This is a genomic window from Tamaricihabitans halophyticus (genome assembly GCF_004340875.1).
Taxonomy (GTDB): Bacteria; Actinomycetota; Actinomycetes; order Mycobacteriales; family Pseudonocardiaceae; genus Tamaricihabitans; species Tamaricihabitans halophyticus.
In genome coordinates this window covers 72,162-91,716 of the sequence record NZ_SLXQ01000019.1, presented here as the reverse complement: position 1 = coordinate 91,716, position 19,555 = coordinate 72,162, and the positions used below count along the sequence as shown (strand labels likewise).

Here is a 19,555-nt window from a genome sequence, read left to right as displayed (position 1 = left end):
CGCAAAACGCTCGGCTGGGATACCCCAGCCGAGCGTCTGCGTGATCTAATCACCACCAACTAACAGCAGTGTTGCGTCGACCCCCTGAAACCGCCAAGATCCGGTCGGGCGTTTCGTGTATCTGTTTGGTCTGGTGCGGAACCGTGGTCTGCGGAGTCAGGCGGTTGCGCTCGCGCTCAGGAGGTCGCTGGGGCCCAGGCGCGCTCGCGGGCCGCAAGACGGGCGCGCCGGCGAAGTCCAGCGATGCTGTGTTTCGCGGGCACCAGGATGGCGGTGAACCAGTTCCGCCGGTACTCCTCGAGCGCCGTCGCGACCGGTCGGTACAGCACGCAGTGCACCAGGCCCGGCGTACCCAGCCGGTGCTTGCCCGGTTGCCTGCTCCTGGCGCGCATCAGACCTCCGCTCGCGTGACTCTGCTGCCGGCACCGTACGCGCTACCGGGCCAAATCCGTGGTAGGCCGGTGGGCGTGTCACCCACATAGTCAAAACCAGCGCCGTGGAACTTGCGCGTATCGACACAGCTGTGCTTCGTGGCGGTCTTGGTCAACGACGGGGCGGTCCCTGCGAAGATGGTCGCCATGTTGCGAGTAGGGCTGACCGGCGGCATCGGGGCGGGGAAATCCACGATCGCGAACCGGCTCGCGGAACATGGCGCGGTGCTGATTGATTCCGACCAGATCGCCAGGGAGGTCGTGGAGCCGGGGTCGGCCGGGCTTGCCGAGGTCGTCGATGCTTTCGGCGGCGAGGTGCTGGCCGCGGACGGAACGCTGGACCGTCCCGCGCTCGGACGGTTGGTTTTCGCCGATGACGCCGCGCGCACGAGGTTGAACGGCATCCTGCACCCGCGGATCGGCGCGCGTACCGCGGAGTTGATGGCCGAAGCGGCGCCGGATGCGATTGTGGTCCACGATGTGCCGCTCCTTGTGGAGAACGGAATGTGGGCGAACTACCACGTGGTGCTGGTGGTGGACGCTCCGGAGCAAACCCGGATCGACCGGCTGGTCAGCTCGCGCGGCATGCCGGAGGAGGACGCGCGGGCGCGGATTCGGGCGCAGGCAACCGAGGAGCAACGACGCCGCGCCGCCGATGTCTGGCTGAACAACGGCAGCACGCGGGATCTGGTGCTGGCCGAGGTCGATGCGCTGTGGGCGGACCGGTTGGTCGGCTTCGAAGGCAATCTGCGGCTGCGCAGAGCGGCCGCCCGGGATTCGCAGCCGATGTTGTGTACGTCGGATCCGAACTGGCCAACGCAGGCGGCGCGGCAGATCGACCGGATCAATGTGGTTGCGGGGGAGCGGGCGCACCGCGTCGACCACATCGGCTCCACCGCGGTGCCGGGGCTCGCCGCGAAGGATGTGCTGGACCTGCAGGTCGTCGTGTCCGATCTGGCCGCGGCCAATCGGCTCGCCGATGAGCTCATCGACGTCGGCCTGGTACGTAACAGCGAAGGTTTCACCGACACGGCGCAGGACGGTACGGAATGGGATAAGGCGCTTGCGGTGAACGCGGATCCGGGGCGCGCGGTGAACTGCCATATCCGGCCAGCCGATTCCCCTGCCTGGCGGGAGGCACTGTTGCTGCGCGACTGGCTGCGCGAGCACCCCGAGCAAGTGACGGCCTACGCGGACATCAAACGGCAGCTGGCCGAGCGCAACCGCTATACCCGGATGGATGACTACGCGACCGACAAGACCCCATTCCTGCGTGCGGCGCTGCGGCGGGCCGAGGATTGGGCGAAGGAAACCGGTTGGCGCTGAATCGCAATCTTTAGGGATCTCGCGGTCCGCGGACCCGGAGCTTCAGAGCAAGCCGCGCTGATGTGCCGCGCTCACCGCGGCGGCGCGATCCCGGACACCCAGCTTCGCGTAGATGTGCAGCAGATGCGTTTTGATAGTGGCTTCGCTGATGAATAGCTTCGCGGCGGCTTCCCGGTTGGTCGTGCCACTGGCGACCATGCGCAGTACTTCCAACTCGCGCTGGCTGAGCGCGTCCGGTGTGCTCGGTTGGCGGACCTGACCGATCAACCGGCTGGCGACCGACGGCGAAAGCACCGCCTCACCGCGATGCGCGGCATGTACGGCGCGGAGCAACTCTTCCCTCGGCGCGTCCTTGAGTAGATAACCGGTGGCACCCGCTTCGATCGCCGGTAGTACGTCGGCGTCGGAGTCATACGTGGTCAACACCAGGACCCGGGTACGAGGTGCGCTGGTCCGCAGCTGTTCGATCGCGGCGGCGCCGCCCATCCTGGGCATCCGTAGATCCATGAGCACCACATCGATCTCCTCGCGAGCGACGAACTCAAGCGCCTCGGCGCCGTCGCCGGCCTCGCCACGCACCTCGAACGCCGGATCACCGTGAAAGACTCCGTGCAAGCCATCCCGGACGATCGGATGGTCATCGACGATCAGCAGCCGGATTGGCCGGTTGGCGCTCATCGGGCCTCCGCGAGAATCGCTGGGACGCTGGCACTGATCGCGGTTCCCTCGCCGGGCCGGCTTTCCACTTCGAGGTTGCCGGCCACGCGCTGCAGCCGTTGTCGCATGGTGTTCAACCCGAACCCCTGCTCCCCGCCAGTATGCGCGCGATGCTGGAAACCCGTGCCGTCGTCACGGACATCGAGCAGCACCACATCGTCCATATAGGACAGCGTGATGCCGACCTTGCCGGCCTTCGCGTGTTTGCTGACGTTGGTCAACGCTTCCTGTGCCACGCGATAGAGCGCCAGTTCGATCTCGGCGAGCATCGGCTTGCTTTCTCCCGTGGTCTCGAAGGACAGTTCGGCCGTGGCGTCCCTGGCCCACCGCTCGGACAGCTCGGCCAGTGCGACCGGCAAGGCATGTCGTTCCAGCGATTCCGGACGTAGTGCCTGCACCGAACGCCGTGCCTCGGCCAGACCCTCGCGGGCCAAGATGCGGGCACGGTCCACATGCGCCCGCCACTGCGATGTTTCGGTGTGTGGCCGGTCGGCCGCTTCCAGCTGGGTGACGATACCGGTGAAGCTCTGTGCCAGGGTGTCGTGGATTTCCCTGGCCATCCGCTGCCGCTCGTCCAGCACCCCCGCCTCCCGAGCCTGAGTCACCAGCTGGGCGTGCAGCCCGGCGTTTTCCTCGAGCGCGGCCTCGAGTTCCTTGACGGTACGTCGGCGTTCCTCGTTCTGGTCGTGTACGTACTGGGAGGCCAACGCGCCGAGCCCGACACTGACCACCTGCACGGTAAGGATCACCAGATACAGCGCGGGCTTGTCGGTCAGCGCGACAACTGGCCCGCCCACCGGAAACGTGTGTACCACCACCGCGGTGGCCGTGAGCCCGAGGAACATCACGGCCGGCGGTCGCAGCATGAGGGCACGGAAGAAACCGGTGATCCCGAACAGGAGAAAGATCGGGTCCTGCAGGATCAGTAAGGCGCTCGTGGTGCACAGTACGGCGAAGGAAAGCAGGCTGCCGAGCATGCTTTCGCGCCACCACGCTGGCGGCAGGGTGAAGCTGAGCAGCTCCCCGAACGCCGCCGCGCCGATCAGCGCGACGATGGTCAGCCGCTGCTCTTCGGTAAACGTGCCGGCGAGCAAACTCACGCTGGCGGAGATCGCCAGCAGCACGTAGGCGCAGCTGAACATGAACCGGCTGGCCCACGGCTCGCCGGGAAATCCAGGCACGCTCGAGGTCGCGCGGGGCCATACCGGCTGGCCTGTTGCTGCACTCACCGTGGCATTATCGCTCACGGCAGCGCCCACTCGCGGAACTCGGGCCACAACTGGGCCCAGGAGCGGTCTGGCCCGCTGGCCAGCCAGAGTGGCGCGGATCGTCCGAAGTCGGCGACGCTTGCCGGAGAAGCCGCTGGCCGCAATTGCCGCACCGTCTCGAAATGTCGCCGGAGCACGGTCGGGTCGGTGCCCACGTACAACACGGTATCCGCCTGTTCGGCCGGGCTGCCCAAGGTCCAGTAACCTCGGTTACCGCTGTACGGCTCGGGTAGTTGATGCTGTGGGCCGTACTGCGAGAGTGCGCCGGCCTGCCAGTACAGTTCGGTCACGATCGCCGTACGCGATCGCTGTTCGGCCGGAATCGCCTGCCAAGCCTCGGCAACCGACTCGGTGAACCGCGGCCAGTCGATCTCCGCCACGAGAAATCGCGTTGCGTTTGGCGCTGAGCCGCTCCGTACCCACGACTCCGGCCAGACCGGTAGCGTCAACATCACGGCGATCAAGCCGCTGGCGACCATGCTTGGCCAGGTTGGCACCCAGCGCCACCAGCGGGCCGGCGGTCGCCGTTCGATCGTCACCGCCGCGGCCGCCCAGCAGATCGGGAACATCCCGGCGATGTAATAGTGGCGCCCGCCGGCGACTAGGAACAGCACGGCCAGACCGAGCAGCGTGGCACCGAGGAACCGATAGGGGCGCAGCGCGTCAGTACGGAGCAGCTGCCAGCAGCCATAGATCAGGAGTACGGCGCCGGCCAGCATCCCGGCCGAGAGAATCCCGGTCGGCAACAACAGCAGCCGACCACCAACCGCGCTCGTCTCCTCGTCGATGGCCGAGCTCATGGTCAGCTGTGGCCAGCCGTTGAACGCCTGCCACAGCACCGTTGGCAGGACACCGATCGCGGCGATCGCGGCACCGATCCACAACGCTGGTCGGCGTAGCAGTGTTCGCGGGCCGAAGAACAGCAGACAACAGCCGGCGACCAGCCAGAAACCAACGATCAGGAACTTCGTGTTGAGCGCCAGCGCGGTGACCACGCCAGACCAGACGAGTAGCCCGTCCGCGCGGGTGCGGATCCAGCGGACCAGCAGGAGGGTCAGCACCGTCCACAGGAACGGGTCGATCGTCGAGGTGGCCAGCAGGTGTCCCGTGCCGAGAAACTGGAGGCAGCAGGCGAAGGCGCTGGCGCTGAGTAGCTGCGCCCGCCGCCTGCCGCCCAACTCGCGCGCGATGAGCGCGGTGACCACCACACCGGCCGCGGTGAGCAGGGTCGCGGGCAGCCGCAGCACCACCAGTGACCCCGGTGCGATGCTGTCCATGAGGTGGGCGAGCAACGGCAGCAAGGGCGGTTGGTCGGCGTACCCCCAATCCAGCTGACGGCCGGCGGCCAGGAAGTACAGCTCGTCGAGGAAGTATCCATACCTGCCGCTGGTCAGCAGGAGCGCCAGCCCGACGATCCCGGCAATGGTCAGCACGCCACCGCGGGCGAACGTGGGCAGCTGTGCGCGCTGCGTGGGCAGCGCCGTTATCGCGGCCATGGTCACTCCCAGCGGAACAGTCGGGCCGCCGCCGCGGTGGTGACCACCCCGAAGGCAAGCAGCGAGATCAGCGCGACGGCGCTTGGCGCGCCACCTGCCCAGGTTTCCCGGAACCCGGCGAGCATCGCGCCGAGCGGCAACACCTCAGCGATGCGCTGCAGGAAGTCGGGAAACATCTCCACGGGCAGCCATACGCCACCGAGCGCCAGCATGGGCAGCAATACAGCCATGCCAACCCCGTTGGCCGCCTTCTCGTTCGGGACTACCGCCGCGATCAACATACCGATCGAGAACAGGCCGAACATTCCGGTCACGAGCACGAGGAACCAGCCACCCATGTTGCCGGGCAAGCGAAGATCGAACACCAGGAAGCCAGCGGCCAGTACCAGACCGATCGCCACGACGGCGGCCATCAGATGCACGAACAGCTGCGACAACAGCAGGTTGACCGGATGTACCGGGCTGACCGACAGCCTGCGCAGCATGCCCTTGTCGCGGTAGCCGGCGAGGAACCCGGGAAAGGCGGATATGGCCAGCATGGTGATCGTGATACTCACCGCGATGGGCGCGATCAGCGTGGAAAACGGTTCGGTGCCACCGAACTCGGCGCTGGGTTCCCGCATGGTCGGGATCAGCCCGAAGATGGTGAGCAAGGCGAGCGGCAGCCCGAGTGTGAGGGCCGCGGCGGCCGGCTCACGGAGAAACAGCTTCGTCTCGGTGGTAGTCAGTTTGCGTAGTGCCGGTATGGATGCGGACATGGATATCCCCTGTTGGTGGTCGAACTCAGGAATCGAAGCGGTGGCCGGTCAGCTCGACGAACGCATCGTCCAAATCGGCCTGATCGACCCGCAGCTCGTGCGCGACGATGTGATTGCGGGCGAGCACCGCGGTGACGGCTTGCACCAGCTCGGTGCCGCCGGTGACAAGGATCTGCCCGTCGTCCTCGCGCGCGTCGTGCACTTCCGGAAGCTCGGTGAGCATCGCGAGGTCGAACCGCGTGGACGGACGAAAGGACAGGTGCTGCCCGGTATCCACCCGCGCGACCAAGCCGGCAGGACTGTCGATCGCCACCACTGACCCGGCGTCGATCACCGCGATCCGGTCGCACAGCCGCTGCGCCTCGGCCATGAAGTGCGTGACCAACACGATCGTGACGCCACTGGCGCGCACCCGCTCGATCATCTCCCAGGTGTCCCGACGGGCCCGAGGATCGAGACCGGTGGTGAGTTCGTCGAGTACCGCGACGCGCGGATTGCCGATCAGCGCGAGCGCGATGGACAGCCGTTGTTGTTGCCCACCAGAAAGCCTGCGGAACTGAGTGTGTTGCTTCTCCTCGAGATCGAGCAGGCGCAACAGTTCATCGATATCCGCCGGCTTGTCGTAGAACGAAGCGAAGAGATCAAGCGCCTCCCGAACCCGCAGCCTTTCCGCGATCTTGCTTGCCTGCAGCTGGATCCCGAGCACCTGGCGCAACGCGGACCGATCCTGTTGCGGGTCCAGCCCGAGCGCGCGAACCATGCCGGCATCTGGCCGGCGCAGCCCAGCAAGGCATTCGACCGTGGTGGTCTTGCCGGCGCCGTTACGACCGAGAATGCCGAATATCTCGCCTTCGTCGACGGCGAACGACACATCCCGTACCGCGATGGTGTCGCCGTAGCGTTTGTGCAGCCCGTCGATCTCGATGACCGCCATGACGTGTTCCCCTCCGCAGGGCCGTGGTTATCCGTACGGAGAAGTCTTCCGAGAATCCTTGCCAAGGGGATCGACCAAGGCGACAGGATCGCACTGCGACGAGGTGGAATTCGGTATCCACCGATCGGCTGATGCCGAATTCCACCAGCCCACCTCGTTTCGCCACCGGGCCTGGTTACATGGGCGGCCAGACCTCAAAGACCCGGTGCGCCGCGAGCCAGGAACTGACGTCGTGCCGGCACCGGCAGAGCTCATCCAGTGTCCGGTGCACGGTTCGCAACGCGAAGTCCGCGTCCGTGCCGCGGATCAAGCCACTGGCGACGGCCGCGGCGAATTCCTCGGAGCGGGCGATCCGCGCGGCGCAGCCGGCGGGAACCGCGAGGCCGAGCAGCAGATCCGCGCTGTACCACCGGGTTCCGTCGACCCGGATCCGCACGGCGGTCAGCACGCTCGCGCCAGGCGAATGTATGGATCGCGGCTGTTGCCGGGTCAGCCGAATCCCGATGGCTGGCAGCAGCCAGGTGGTTTCCGAGGCATGGAACGGGTCCTCCGGAGTAGGGCATTCGGCGCGTAAACCCCAGCGTTCCGCCCGGCACAACCGTAGCCGCCTGCTGTTGCCGGAGGAGTAATGGCGGATGGACTGCGCATGATCAATCGTGTCCGCGAGCTGCGGGGTGATAGCCGTTCCCACGCGCGGACAGAGTAGCGGCACCGGTGCCAAGCACCGCTCGCAGGGGTGCCGGCATCCGCTCGCTCCGGTATCAGCCAGCTGGCCGCGAAACCCGGCGGCGCCAGCTCGTCGGACAGCCCGTCGTCGCGAGCCAGCCAGGCAGGTCGTAGCCATGCGCGGCAAGCCCGTGAATCGCCCGGTACGCGGCCTCCAGCGCGTAGCTGGCCGTCGCGGTGTCGATCAGCTCTGCCCGTAATGCGGCCAGCAGTTCGTCGGTATCCAGGACGGCCAGCCGGTGATCGGCGGCGCGCACCGTGAGGTCGAGATAGAGATCCGTGCTGCGCCAGCGTTCGGCATCGCGCTCGATACGCACGATATCCAGGTAGAAGTCCTGTGGGCGGGCGTGTCCGGGATTGAACCAGAAATCCGTGACACGCAAGCCGAGATCAGGTAGTAGCCACGATTCGAGATAGTGGAACTGGGTACGGCCCGGCGTCGCGCGCGCCAGGTAAAGACCGTACGGCTCGACTCGGTACTCGTCGACGGCGCGGACCACGCCTTTCGGATCGGTGTTGGTGTTGTTCGAAATATCGAAGATCTCGATCTTGGGCGGGTGAATCGCGGCCGGTTCACTGCTCATGCGCACCATCATGGCGGTTCAGGTCGACATCGCGCGAGCGAACCGGGTCAGGCTGAAACTGTCGGACCATACGCCTAGGCTGGTGACGTGGCATTCGCGACCGAATATCCGGTGACCGCCCAGTCGAGGTTCCGGCCGGTGGGGGATATCCCCCGCGCGGACGGTCGGTTCCAGGTGGTCGCCGACTACGAACCCTCCGGCGACCAGCCGGAGGCCATCAAGCAGTTGGCCGAACGGATCAACGGCGGCGAACGGGATGTGGTCCTGCTCGGGGCCACGGGTACCGGTAAGTCCGCGACCACGGCCTGGCTGGTCGAACGGGTCCAGCGGCCGACGTTGGTGATGGCGCCGAACAAGACGCTGGCGGCGCAGCTGGCCAACGAGCTGCGCGGATTCTTCCCGCATAACGCCGTCGAGTACTTCGTCAGCTATTACGACTACTACCAGCCGGAAGCCTACGTTCCGCAGACCGATACCTACATCGAGAAGGATTCCTCGGTCAACGACGACGTGGAGCGGCTGCGCCATTCGGCGACCTCGAACCTGCTTTCCCGGCGGGACGTGATCGTGGTTGCCTCGGTCTCCTGCATCTACGGCTTGGGTACGCCACAGTCCTACCTGGATCGATCTATCCAGCTCAGCGCGGGAGCGGAGGTCGAAAGGGATCTGTTGCTGCGGGCGCTGGTGGACGTGCAGTACACCCGCAACGACATCGCGTTCGCGCGCGGAACCTTCCGCGTGCGCGGGGATACCGTGGAGGTCATCCCCGCCTACGAGGAACTAGCCGTGCGCATCGAGTTTTTCGGCGACGAGATCGAGAAGCTCTACTATCTGCACCCGCTGACCGGTGAGATCGTGCGGGAAGTCGATGATCTGCGGATCTTCCCCGCGACTCATTACGTCGCCGGCCCAGAGCGGATGGAGAAAGCGATCCGCGGTATCGAGTCCGAGCTCGAGGAACGGCTGGCCGAGCTGGAGGGGCAGAACAAGCTGCTCGAGGCGCAGCGGCTGCGGATGCGTACCCAGTACGACATCGAGATGATGCGCCAGGTCGGCTTCTGTTCCGGGATCGAGAACTACTCGCGGCATATCGACGACCGCGAGGCGGGTTCGGCGCCCGCCACGTTGCTCGATTACTTCCCGGAGGACTTCCTCCTGGTTATCGACGAATCGCATGTAACGGTGCCGCAGATTGGTGGCATGTTCGAAGGCGATGCCTCGCGGAAACGTACTCTCGTGGAGCACGGTTTCCGGTTGCCGAGCGCGCTGGACAACCGGCCACTGGCCTGGGAGGAGTTCGCCGACCGGATCGGCCAGACGATGTACCTCTCGGCGACTCCGGGGCCATTCGAGATGGGCCAGACCGGCGGCGAGTTCGTCGAACAGGTCATTCGACCGACTGGCCTGGTGGACCCCGAGGTGATCGTCAAACCCACCGAGGGCCAGATCGACGATCTGGTGCACGAGATCCGCGCCCGTGCCGAGCGGGATGAACGTGTGCTAGTGACCACGCTGACCAAGAAAATGGCCGAGGACCTCACCGACTACCTGCTGGAACTCGGAATCCGGGTGCGGTACCTGCATTCCGAGGTGGACACCCTGCGCAGGGTCGAGCTGCTGCGTCAGCTGCGTAGCGGGGACTACGACGTGCTGGTCGGTATCAACCTGCTGCGGGAGGGGCTGGATCTGCCCGAGGTGTCGCTGGTGGCCATTCTGGACGCGGACAAGGAGGGGTTCCTGCGTTCGGAGACCTCGTTGATCCAGACCATTGGTCGTGCCGCGCGAAACGTGTCCGGCCAGGTGCATATGTACGCGGACACCACCACGGACTCGATGCGGAACGCGATCGATGAGACAAACCGCAGGCGAGCCAAACAGATCGCCTACAACACCGAGCGTGGCATCGATCCGCAGCCGCTGCGCAAAAAGATCGCCGATATTCTGGACAGGGTCTACGACGAAGCATCCGATTCGGACACCGCGGAGGTGCCGGTCGGCGGTTCCGGGCGCAACGTGTCCCGCGGCAAGAAGCCGTCGGGTGAGGCCACCAGCAGTCATAGCTCCGGGCTGTTCGCCGACAAGGATCCGTCGACGATGCCGCGAGCCGAGTTGGCCGATCTCATTCAGCAGATGACCGACCAGATGATGCAGGCGGCCCGCGATCTCCAGTTCGAGCTTGCTGCCCGGCTGCGGGATGAGATCGGTGAGCTGAAGAAGGAACTGCGCGGTATGGATGCCGCCGGGATCAGCTGATCAGGTCACTACCGGGCGGGGATCTGGCTGGCAACCAAGGTGGCCGCGTGTTCAGACCTTCCGCATGGATCCGGCGTGCCGTTCACGTTTTCCAAAGTCACGCTCATCATGAGGTCGTCGCGTACCCCGACCTGGACGGTGCAGTCGCCGAACTCGATATCGCGATCGTCGCCTAGGGCGACGGCGGGGAAACCGCGGATTGGGGGAAGCTCCTCGAAGAAGTCGTACCGGTCGCGATTCGCGTACGCGCTGCTCAGGCCCGCTGGCTGATCCTCGTGTACTTCGATCTCCAAACTGGACCAGTTGTCGCCAGTCCATTTGCAGCCTGGATTTTCCTCCGAAGGATAGGGATCGGGAAACGGCTCCAGAGCCAGACTCTCCCGATCCTGCTCGGTGAGCATCGTGCAGATCGAAGGGGAGAGCTCGCCGGCCGGGTTGGGCACCTGTGGCGCGCCGCTGTGTGGCAGTTCGGGTTCCGCCGGCTCACTGGGGCTGCTGCGTGGTGGGGTGGTGTCGCCGGCAATCGCGTCGCCGGCGACGGGGTTCGTGCAGCCAGCCAGGGCAATCAGCCCGGCGACGGCAACTACGGGAACCAGGTGACGCATGCCTGCCTCACAGTCGGGACAAGTAAGTGACATTTACATATTAGATGTCACATCTGGTCGTCCGGTTCCGTTGTTCGCTGGCTGAATTGCGGTGAGTGTGCGCTGGCACGAAGGGCGGCGGCCAGCCAGCTGGCAGCTGGGCCAAGGGTTCGGGTACGACGTGGCCAGTCGTTGATGATCGCGAGGAGTTCCCAGAAGCGTTCGCCGCGTTCATCGAATCCTTGTTCGAAGTCGTTCGCGGCTCGCTCCCGCAACCGTGGCCCGTCCGAGACGCCGTATTCCGCCGCGAACAGTGCCGCGATGCGGTCAGCCAGCATCCGGGCGTGTGCTCCGTCAGCGCTTTCCCCGCTGTCGTACGCCGCGCGCACCGCTTCCTGGGCTGACCACCACCGTTCGGCGGCCGCCGGCGCCGACTCCGGTTGCTGGGCCAGATGTCGAGTCGCGAGCGCGGCGTACATATCGCGAACCGAACGCCGGAACTCGGCGTCGCGCACCAACTCGGCAAGCTCGAGCCATGCTTCGAGTTGATCAGACGTGGGATCGTCCGGTAGGTGAGGTCGTGCCGAACGAATCCATTCGAGTAGGCCGGGAGCCAGCCGTAGCCCACCGGTGACCTCGTCCCAGAACTCGTCGAGCAGCTGATCGCGTTCCGCGTCGGACATGGTGGCCAGCTTGTGCATGAGCCGAGCCTCCGCCGCACCGCTGTCCACCTTGACTACCGCGCGCAACACCGCGCGGCGAACCCGCAGCGTCCGCAACTGCTCGTCCACCAGCTCCAGTTGGGTCCTGGCCAGCCCGGACACGGTGGTCGTCCGGTCAAGGACATCACGGATATCCGCCAAGCCCACGCCGAGTTCACGCAGTGTGCGGACCAACTCGAGCCTGCTGAGCGCGGTGATGTCGTACCGCCGGTATCCAGCCGCCGTGCGACCCGTCGGCGGCACGATCCCCGCGTCGGCGTAGAACCGGATCGTCTTGACGCTCAGCCCAGTGCGCCTGGCCAGCTCGCCGATCGAATACCACCCTTGTGCCTCGCCCACGGAATCCACCCTCGTCCAGCCGGCCGATGGAACTCCGGCGATTCTCGCGGAGCGCCGCCCGTTCAGCGCGTCGGGGCGGCCAGGTAGCGCGCCAGCATGGCGTCGCCGAGCTTGGCTCTGGCTACCTCGGTGGCACCCCGCCCTCCGGTCATGCCCGCGACGTGCTCGCCGCCGCCGGTACTGTCCACAGCGGAGTCAATCGGTACCGAAACTAGCTGGTGATGTCGCGGGTAGTGAACCGGCGTGCGGCCAGCAGTCCGAACACGGTGGCGTAGATGGTGGCCGAGAGCGCGCCATTGGCGATATCAGTCCAGTCGACGTCCTGCGCGATCAGATCGGTCCAGGCGAACGCGTAGTGGGTCGGCAGAAATTCACGCAGATCCCCGAGCGCGGTGATCTGATTGAGTATCTGGGACAGAATCGACACCAGCACCGCGCCGCCGACGGCGCCAAGTGGGGTATCGGTGGATACCGAAAGCAGCAGTGCGAGGCCGGCGAGCCAGGCAAGGTGGATCGCCAGGTAGCAGACGGCGAGCGCGATCGCGAGCAGACCGGACGAGAACGGGATAGCGTCCCCGGTTGGGCTCACGGCTTCGCCGGAGCCGTACCAGACCACGCCAACACCCAGCGCGACCACCGGCATCAGGGCAAGCGAGAACAACGCCAGTACCCCAGAAGCCAACGCCTTCTGGCGCAGCAGCCGGTGGCGTGGCACCGGTACCGCGAGCAGATACTTCAGGCTGGACCACGATGCTTCGCTCGCCACGGTATCGCCGAAGAACAGGGCCACCACCATAGGCAGCAGGAAACTGCCCGAGACGACCAGGGCGAACACCACGAAGTTGGGCGCGCTGGCCGTCGCGAGATCGACGAAACCGCCGGACCGGCGGTCCGGGTCGTCCTGGCCGACCTCGAACGCGATCACCAGTATGAATGGCAGCAACACCAGGAAGCCAAGAATCAGCTGGGTCCGCCGCCGACGCAATTGCCGAGCCAACTCAACGCGCAGCCGCAGCGTGCGTCCAGGGCGATAGCCAGCGACCGCGCCAGTGGGCTGATGTCCACTGTGCTCGTGACTGGCCAGTTCGGTGAGGTCATCGATCGCGGCCGGATCGGTGTGCACCGCGTGGCTGTTGCCGTAGGTGTGTGGGCTCTGTTTCTCGGTCACCCTTCGGTCTCCTCACCGACGAGCTGCAGGAAGGCATCTTCGAGTCGTCGCCGGGGTCCCGCCTGGTGTACGGCGACGCCCTCGCCGACCAGTTCGCGTACGGCCTCGGCCCGCGAGGTATCGCCAAGCTCGGCGTGTACCTGATCCGCCTCGGTCACCACGTCCTGAACGCCGTCGAGGCGGCTCAGTACGGCCGAGGCGGCGGCCGTGTCGTCCACCCGGAAGGTGGCCGCGCCACCGCCGGCCGTGACCTCGTTGACCGGCCCTTCGGCGATCAACCGGCCACGATGCATCACGACGACGTGGCTGCAGGTCTGCTCGACCTCGGCGAGCAGATGGCTGGATACGACCACGGTTCGGCCAGTGCTCGCGTACTGGCGGAGCACCTCGCGCATCTGGTGAATCTGCGGCGGGTCGAGCCCGTTCGTCGGTTCATCCAGTACGAGCAGGTCAGGCAAACCAAGCATGGCTTGCGCGATGGCCAAGCGCTGCCGCATGCCCTGGCTGTAGGTGCGCACCTTGCGGTGTACCGCGTCGCCGAGGCCGGCGATTTCCAAGGCCTCGGCGAAATGCGCTTGTTCGGTTGGTCGGCCGGTGCCAGCCCAGAACAGCTCCAGGTTCGCCTGACCGGACAGATGGGGCAGGAAACCGGCTCCTTCGACGAACGAGCCGATTCGAGACAGCACAGGGGCACCAGGGCCGGCCAGGTGACCGAAAACCCGGATCGTCCCCTCGGTCGGCGAGATCAACCCCATCAACATGCGCAGCGTCGTCGTTTTCCCCGCGCCGTTCGGGCCGAGCAGGCCGAGCACCTGGCCGGGTTCGACGCTGAACGACAGCTGGTCGACCGCGGTGAGGCCGCCTGGGTACGCCTTGGACAGATTCTCGATCACCAGCGGCAGGTCCGTCCGCTCGGCCACATCCTTCCCGCGGGCCCTGCGCCGCAGTACCCCGAGAACCGCCGCCAGCGCGCCGATCCCGAGTGTCACACCGATGCCGATCAGCGCTCCGGTCGGCGATTGCCCGGACGATGTCTCGCCGCGCACGGTCGGCACCTGGATCGACTGGTCATCGGCCAGGGAGATCCGGTAGCTGGCGGGGTTCGCCGAGTTCGCGTACGCCTGATCGGTCGTGGTGACGCTCAGCTGGAGCCGTTGCCCGGATTCGACCGGGCGGACGATTCCGGGCAACGTCACGGTCACGTCGACCGGGCTGCCGTCGGCGGGAAGCTCATCGATCCGGATCGGCGCGACCGCTGAACCGGGCAGCACCCTGGTCCCGTTCGACCCGACGTCATACAGTTTCGCGAACAGCACGGCGCCGTCCGCGGCGCTGTTCTGGTCGGCCGCCGCGACCCGCAATCGCACTTGGGCCGAGCCCGTCACGAGCAGCTGATTGTCCAGTTCGGCGGAGGTGAACTGGGCGGATTGGCCGGGCAGATCGACCGCGAGCTGATCGGCGATCCGGGAGGAACTCGTAACCAGCGAATTCAGCCCTGGAATGCTGCTGATGCTGGCCGGGTTGCCGCCCGGCGGGTTCACCACGGCCTGCTCCTGGCCACGAAGCGGCACGGTCTGCAGAGACGTGGCGTCCGATCCGGTCAGCCCCGGGTACTCGGGCGCGGTCACCGTGCGGATGGACGGGCTGCCCTGAGCCCGCAGCGCGCCTTCGACGTCGTATTCGAATCCGCCCTCGGCGGGACGTTCGTCGACAAGGCGGGCGGTGAACCAATCGGCGACCTTGCCGCGCAGACTAGGGCCGGGTGCGCCACCGTCATGCCCGCCGGCATACCAGACCGTGCGGACCGTGCCGCCGGCTTCGGTGATCTGGCGCGCCGTGGCGTCCGCCTGGTCGAGCCCGAACAGAGTGTCTTGCTCGCCCTGTACCAACAGTGTCGGGATATCGATGTTCTCGGTGACCGCGGCAGGGCTGCGGGAGCGCAGTAGCTGTTTGGTCTGCTCGCTCGCCTCGCCCGTGGTGGCAAGTTCCGTGTAGGCGGCGCAGATCTCCGGCAGGAAGCGGCCGCAGGGACCGAGTTGCTCCGTGGCGGCTGGCGGACTCGGGCCTGGCGCCGGTCCCGGCGGACTCGCCGTGTCGCTACCACCCGCCGAGCCGGATTCGTCGTCCGTCGTCCCATCCGCCTCGGGTGCCTCTGAGCGCGGACTGCCCACGCTCGCCCCGCCAAGACCCTGCGAGAAGAACACGCCAGCCCAGGACTGTTTGAAGACCCCGTTGTCCGCGAAGGCGCCCGCGGCCGGGGTGTTCGGGAGCTCCGCAGTGGTGCCCGCGTTCGGCACCAGTGCCTGTTCGAGATCGTTGTAGGTGATCATGGGAGCGATCGCGTCAACCCGCTCATCAGTGCCCGCGAGCAGGAGCGAGAGCGCGCCGCCGTACGAGGCGCCGGTGACGCCGAGTTTCGGATCGTTCTGGCCGTCCAGCTCGACCTCGGGCTGCCTGGCCAACCAGTCGATCAGCTGCCCGGCATCGGCAACCTCGTAGTCCGGGGAGTTCAGCGCGATCTCCCCGGTACTGCGCCCGAAGCCGCGCGCCGAGTAGGCGAGCACGGTAAAGCCCCGTTCGGCCAGCTCCCTGGCTTCCTGCTGAACGCTGTCCTTGCTTCCGCCGAACCCATGCGCGAGCAGGATCGCCGGCGCGGGGGTTTGCTCCGGCACGTACATGGTGGCATCCAGCTGGTTTGCCTGGTTCCGGTTCGGCCCGTCCTGGACGTCGATGACCGCGTCCCTGGTACTGACCTGAGCTGCTGCTGGCTCGCTGCGGAACCAGACGAGGGCGGCGCCGGCTACCGCCAGGATGACACCGACCAACAGGACATTACGGGTTCTCGAGCGGCGGAGTCGGGGCACATATGCGACCGTATGTGACGTTCGCTGAGAACGTCTTAGTGGGTTAGCTGCGTCTCATCTCTGGCGGCCCTGCTGGCGTGCTGGGTTGTCCACAAGGGATAATGAGCCGCGAACGTGGAGGGGAGTATTCCTTCGCGGCGATGTCGTCAACACGATCCCCTCATCGGGGTCCGGCAGCGCTGGTCGACCCAATATTGAGTCGGTGGAAGAGACCTCCGGGGCGTGGCTATCCCGCAGACCGGAGGTCGGAAGTACATGAATGTGCCCTTCTGGGTATGGATGGCGACAATTGGTGGATTTGTCGTCCTGCTCGCGATCGACCTGATCATCGTTGATCGCAAACCACATGAGGTGACTACCGGCGAGGCCGCCCGATGGGTCTGTTTCTACATCGGATGTGCGGTTTTGTTCGGCTTCGGCGTCTGGTACTTCGGCGGACATGGTCCGGCCATCGAATTCTTCACCGGGTATATCACCGAATACTCGCTGAGTATCGATAACCTGTTCATCTTTATGATCATCATGGCGAGCTTCGCCGTGCCTGCCATCCACCAGCACCGGGTGTTGCTGATCGGTATCGTGATCGCACTGGTGATGCGCGGTGCGTTCATCGCCATCGGCGCCAGCCTGATCAACAACTTCGTCTGGATCTTCTTCGTCTTCGGCGCATTCCTGTTCTGGACCGCATACAGCATGGTGCGGAAGAAGGACGAGGAAGAAGATCCGGAAAACGCCGTCGTACGCTGGGTGCGTAAGGCGTTCCCGGTGACCAAGGATTATCACGGGCACAAATCGATCGTGAAGATCGATGGCAAGCGGTGGCTGACGCCGATGTTCGTGGTCATTATCGCGATCGGCAGCGCGGATCTGCTGTTCGCGGTCGACTCGATTCCGGCGATCTTCGGGATTACCCAGGACGCCTTTTTGGTCTTTACCGCGAACGCCTTCGCGCTGATGGGGCTGCGGCAGCTGTACTTCCTGCTCGGCGGCTTGGTGAACAAGCTGGTCTACCTGACCTACGGGCTGGCCATCATCCTGGGCTTCATCGGCGTGAAGCTGGTTCTGCACGCGCTGCACGAGTACCACGTCGTGCCGGAGTGGCTGGACATTAACAACTGGCTCTCGCTCGGGGTCATCGTCGTGGTGCTGGCCGTCACGACCGTGGCCAGCATCGCGAAAGCCCGTCGGGACCCGGAGTCCGTGGCACATATGCAGATGAACCTGCGCGCCGAGGCACCCGAGCAGCGGGAGGAGCGGCAGGCGCAGGAGGAGGGCAACGCAATCGTGCCCTCGAGTGAGCAGGAGCAAGGAGATGCCGGGAAAAGCTCCTGAGCAAGGCTAACGATCGGGTACGGTCGTCGGCGTGCGTCCCCACGACATCGAGTTGCTCACCGTACCCGGCGCCCCGACCGTGTGCGGGGATGTGCTGCTGTTCGGCACCTCCCGCCCGGACCTCGGCGCCGACGCCTATCGAGGTGGCCTGCTCCGGCTCGACCTGAGCCGGAGCGACGGGTCCGCTACCGCCGATCCGGCGCCCGCTCGGCCGTTCACCCATGGTGACCTGGACACGGTGCCGGTGATCTCCCCGGACGGTCAGTGGGTGGCTTTCCTGCGTTCCGCGGAGGGGGTCATGGATGCGGCACCGCAGCTGCACGTGATGCCGCTGGAGGGTGGGGAGCCGCGACGGCTGACCGAACTACCGCTTGGCGCGGGGCGGCCGGCGTGGTCCCCCGATTCGCGGCGCATCGCGTTCACCGCCAGGGTGCCCGAGCCCGGTCGATACGGCGTCGAGGGCGCGGACGGGGCGGTGCGTACGGCGGGAGCGGAGTCGCCCCGCCGCTTCAGCCGGTTGGACTATCGGTTCGACGACATCGGATTCCTCGCGGACCGGCCGGCCCGCCTGTTTCTCGTGGACCTTCCGGTCGACAACGGGCCACACGGCCTGGTGACCGGTAACACGGAACCGCTGACCGACGCGCGGGTGAGCGTGCACGACCCCGCGTGGACGCCCGATGGTCAGCATGTCGTGGTCGCGGCCATGCGCGCTTGGGGCGAGCGCGAGTCGCTGCACGACGACCTGTACGCGATCCCCGTTGCGGGTGGCGACCCCGTGCTGATCGTCCGGACCGAGGGAAACGCGAGCTCGCTGGTGTTCACCGCGGACGGCCAGCTGCTCTATCTCGGCGGCGCGTATCGCGGCACCAACGCGGTCGCCCGCAACGACGGATTGTGGCGTGTCACGCCGACTTTTGATGGTGAGCTGGCCTCGCCACGGAGGCTGACTGACGCCGAAACAGTCCACTGCGAGCCGAAGGCCGGCGCGCCGGTTGTGGACGGTGATCGTGCGCTGGTCGCGGTGCTCAACCGGGGTGCGGTCGAACTGCGCGCCGTGCCATTGCGGTCCCATAACGCGGAGCTGGACGAGCTCGACGTGCTTGCCGGGAAGCGGGCGGCGGTGACCGGGTTCGCCGCATCCGACGGCAGGGTCGTATGCACCGTGTCCACACCGGACTCCGCCGGTGAGATCGTGCTGCTGGACGGGACGGGCTCGCGGGTGCTGACCGCGCTGTCCGCGCCGCTGCGGGATGCCGGGTTGGCCGAGAAGATCGAGCTGACCGGGACCGCGCCCGACGGCTACCCGGTGCACGGCTGGCTGGTGCGACCGAGCGGTCCCGGCCCGCACCCGGTGTTGCTGACGATTCACGGCGGCCCGTTCCGCAGCTACGACTGGGGACTGTTCGACGAGGCACAGGTGTATGCCGCGGCGGGATACGCGGTCGTCTTGCCGAATCCACGCGGTTCAGCGGGGTACGGCCAGGCGCACGGCCGGTCGATTATCGGCCGCTTCGGCACCGACGATGTGCTGGACGTATTGGCCCTACTCGATCTTGCCCTGGCCCGGCCGGACTGCGACGAGTCCAGGGTTGGCGTCATGGGCGGCTCCTACGGTGGCTTTCTCACCAGCTGGCTTGCCGCTTGGCACGGCGACCGGTTCCGTGCCGCGTGGAGCGAGCGGGCGGTCAACGCCTGGGATTCCTTCGCCGGTTCCTCGGACATCGGCTGGTGGTTCACCGATGCCTACTGCGGTGCCGATCCGGAAGTCCAGCGGGCGAACAGTCCACTCAGCTATGCCGAGCGGATCGAGATTCCCTTCCTGGTCGCGCATTCCGAACAGGACTGGCGTTGCCCACTCGAGCAGGCACAGCGGATGTTCGTCGCGCTACGCCGCAACGGCGTCAGTGCGGAGCTACTGCTGTTTCCCGGTGAAGGGCACGAGCTGACTCGGTCCGGGAAACCACGGCACCGGGTGCAACGGTTCGAGGCGGTCCTCGAATGGTGGCAGCGGCACCTCGGCTGAGACCGGCCTGTTCTTGCCCACGCCAAC

17 protein-coding genes are annotated in these 19,555 nt (G+C 66.3%); 4 read left to right on the top strand and 13 right to left on the bottom strand.

All coding sequences use genetic code 11. The features are described 5' to 3' along the window. Positions 1-176 precede the first annotated feature (176 nt). Entirely contained in the window at positions 177-392 is a 216-nt protein-coding gene (locus EV191_RS26695; RefSeq protein ID WP_132880442.1) for a hypothetical protein, read from the bottom strand. Positions 393-578: 186 nt separating this feature from the next. Here EV191_RS26695 and coaE point away from each other — a divergent pair, with 186 nt between their 5' ends. Continuing rightward, entirely contained in the window at positions 579-1,757 is a 1,179-nt protein-coding gene (gene coaE / locus EV191_RS26690) for a dephospho-CoA kinase (protein WP_132880461.1), read from the top strand. A gap of 42 nt (positions 1,758-1,799) precedes the next feature. Here coaE and EV191_RS26685 read toward each other — a convergent pair whose 3' ends face one another. The 7 genes from EV191_RS26685 to EV191_RS26655 form a co-directional block, all read right to left on the bottom strand. Continuing rightward, the gene (locus EV191_RS26685) at positions 1,800-2,435 is read right to left on the bottom strand and encodes a response regulator (protein ID WP_132880440.1); all 636 of its coding nucleotides are present in this window, start codon (positions 2,433-2,435) and stop codon (positions 1,800-1,802) included. Beyond that, positions 2,432-3,703: a sensor histidine kinase gene (locus EV191_RS26680; protein ID WP_243659254.1), complete on the bottom strand. Its 1,272-nt coding sequence runs from the start codon at positions 3,701-3,703 to the stop codon at positions 2,432-2,434. Before EV191_RS26680 ends, EV191_RS26685 begins: the two co-directional genes overlap by 4 nt. Before the next feature lie 14 nt (positions 3,704-3,717). Then, on the bottom strand, positions 3,718-5,238 hold the full coding sequence (locus EV191_RS26675) for an ArnT family glycosyltransferase (RefSeq protein ID WP_132880438.1): 1,521 nt from the start codon (positions 5,236-5,238) through the stop codon (positions 3,718-3,720). A gap of 2 nt (positions 5,239-5,240) precedes the next feature. Then, positions 5,241-5,996, bottom strand: coding sequence for an ABC transporter permease (locus EV191_RS26670; protein ID WP_132880437.1), 756 nt, complete (start codon positions 5,994-5,996; stop codon positions 5,241-5,243). A 25-nt stretch (positions 5,997-6,021) separates the two neighbouring features. Further along, a complete protein-coding gene (locus EV191_RS26665; protein ID WP_132880435.1) occupies positions 6,022-6,930 on the bottom strand; it encodes an ABC transporter ATP-binding protein in 909 nt (302 codons plus the stop codon). Positions 6,931-7,105: 175 nt separating this feature from the next. Next, positions 7,106-7,621 (bottom strand): ribonuclease FAU-1 family protein, encoded by a 516-nt coding sequence (locus EV191_RS26660; RefSeq protein ID WP_132880434.1) that lies wholly within the window; start codon positions 7,619-7,621, stop codon positions 7,106-7,108. A gap of 70 nt (positions 7,622-7,691) precedes the next feature. After that, the gene (locus tag EV191_RS26655; protein ID WP_132880432.1) at positions 7,692-8,240 is read right to left on the bottom strand and encodes a ribonuclease FAU-1 family protein; all 549 of its coding nucleotides are present in this window, start codon (positions 8,238-8,240) and stop codon (positions 7,692-7,694) included. 87 nt (positions 8,241-8,327) lie between these two features. On the opposite strand from EV191_RS26655, the gene uvrB reads away from it, so the two are divergent. Then, positions 8,328-10,493, top strand: a complete 2,166-nt coding sequence (uvrB, locus tag EV191_RS26650; protein ID WP_132880430.1) for an excinuclease ABC subunit UvrB — start codon at positions 8,328-8,330, stop codon at positions 10,491-10,493. Between the two features lie 8 nt (positions 10,494-10,501). On the opposite strand, the gene EV191_RS26645 is transcribed toward uvrB, so the two are convergent. From EV191_RS26645 to EV191_RS26630, 5 genes are all read right to left on the bottom strand, one after another. After that, positions 10,502-11,098 carry a DUF3558 domain-containing protein gene (locus EV191_RS26645; RefSeq protein ID WP_165913113.1) on the bottom strand — a complete coding sequence of 199 codons (597 nt, stop codon included), beginning with the start codon at positions 11,096-11,098 and terminating at the stop codon, positions 10,502-10,504. Positions 11,099-11,145: 47 nt separating this feature from the next. Next, complete coding sequence (locus EV191_RS26640; RefSeq protein ID WP_132880427.1) at positions 11,146-12,138, bottom strand: MerR family transcriptional regulator; 993 nt, start codon at positions 12,136-12,138, stop codon at positions 11,146-11,148. 62 nt (positions 12,139-12,200) lie between these two features. Next, positions 12,201-12,326, bottom strand: a complete 126-nt coding sequence (locus tag EV191_RS30865; protein ID WP_279388466.1) for a hypothetical protein — start codon at positions 12,324-12,326, stop codon at positions 12,201-12,203. Between the two features lie 23 nt (positions 12,327-12,349). Further along, positions 12,350-13,306: an ABC transporter permease gene (locus tag EV191_RS26635; RefSeq protein ID WP_243659253.1), complete on the bottom strand. Its 957-nt coding sequence runs from the start codon at positions 13,304-13,306 to the stop codon at positions 12,350-12,352. Next, a complete protein-coding gene (locus EV191_RS26630) occupies positions 13,303-16,170 on the bottom strand; it encodes an alpha/beta fold hydrolase (protein WP_132880426.1) in 2,868 nt (955 codons plus the stop codon). Before EV191_RS26630 ends, EV191_RS26635 begins: the two co-directional genes overlap by 4 nt. Positions 16,171-16,425: 255 nt before the next feature. On the opposite strand from EV191_RS26630, the gene EV191_RS26625 reads away from it, so the two are divergent. Continuing rightward, positions 16,426-17,502, top strand: coding sequence for a TerC family protein (locus EV191_RS26625; protein WP_132880424.1), 1,077 nt, complete (start codon positions 16,426-16,428; stop codon positions 17,500-17,502). A gap of 31 nt (positions 17,503-17,533) precedes the next feature. Beyond that, on the top strand, positions 17,534-19,528 hold the full coding sequence (locus EV191_RS26620; protein ID WP_132880423.1) for a S9 family peptidase: 1,995 nt from the start codon (positions 17,534-17,536) through the stop codon (positions 19,526-19,528). Positions 19,529-19,555 lie beyond the last annotated feature (27 nt).

What these genes read in the sequence shown, in the direction of transcription:
- EV191_RS26645 (WP_165913113.1), bottom strand. Translation starts at nt 11,098, where the DNA reads ATGCGTCACCTGGTTCCCGTAGTTGCCGTCGCCGGGCTGATTGCCCTG.
- EV191_RS26625 (WP_132880424.1), top strand. Translation starts at nt 16,426, where the DNA reads ATGAATGTGCCCTTCTGGGTATGGATGGCGACAATTGGTGGATTTGTC.
- EV191_RS26695 (WP_132880442.1), bottom strand. Translation starts at nt 392, where the DNA reads ATGCGCGCCAGGAGCAGGCAACCGGGCAAGCACCGGCTGGGTACGCCG.
- EV191_RS26655 (WP_132880432.1), bottom strand. Translation starts at nt 8,240, where the DNA reads ATGAGCAGTGAACCGGCCGCGATTCACCCGCCCAAGATCGAGATCTTC.
- EV191_RS26670 (WP_132880437.1), bottom strand. Translation starts at nt 5,996, where the DNA reads ATGTCCGCATCCATACCGGCACTACGCAAACTGACTACCACCGAGACG.
- EV191_RS26675 (WP_132880438.1), bottom strand. Translation starts at nt 5,238, where the DNA reads ATGGCCGCGATAACGGCGCTGCCCACGCAGCGCGCACAGCTGCCCACG.
- EV191_RS26685 (WP_132880440.1), bottom strand. Translation starts at nt 2,435, where the DNA reads ATGAGCGCCAACCGGCCAATCCGGCTGCTGATCGTCGATGACCATCCG.
- EV191_RS26665 (WP_132880435.1), bottom strand. Translation starts at nt 6,930, where the DNA reads ATGGCGGTCATCGAGATCGACGGGCTGCACAAACGCTACGGCGACACC.
- coaE (WP_132880461.1), top strand. Translation starts at nt 579, where the DNA reads ATGTTGCGAGTAGGGCTGACCGGCGGCATCGGGGCGGGGAAATCCACG.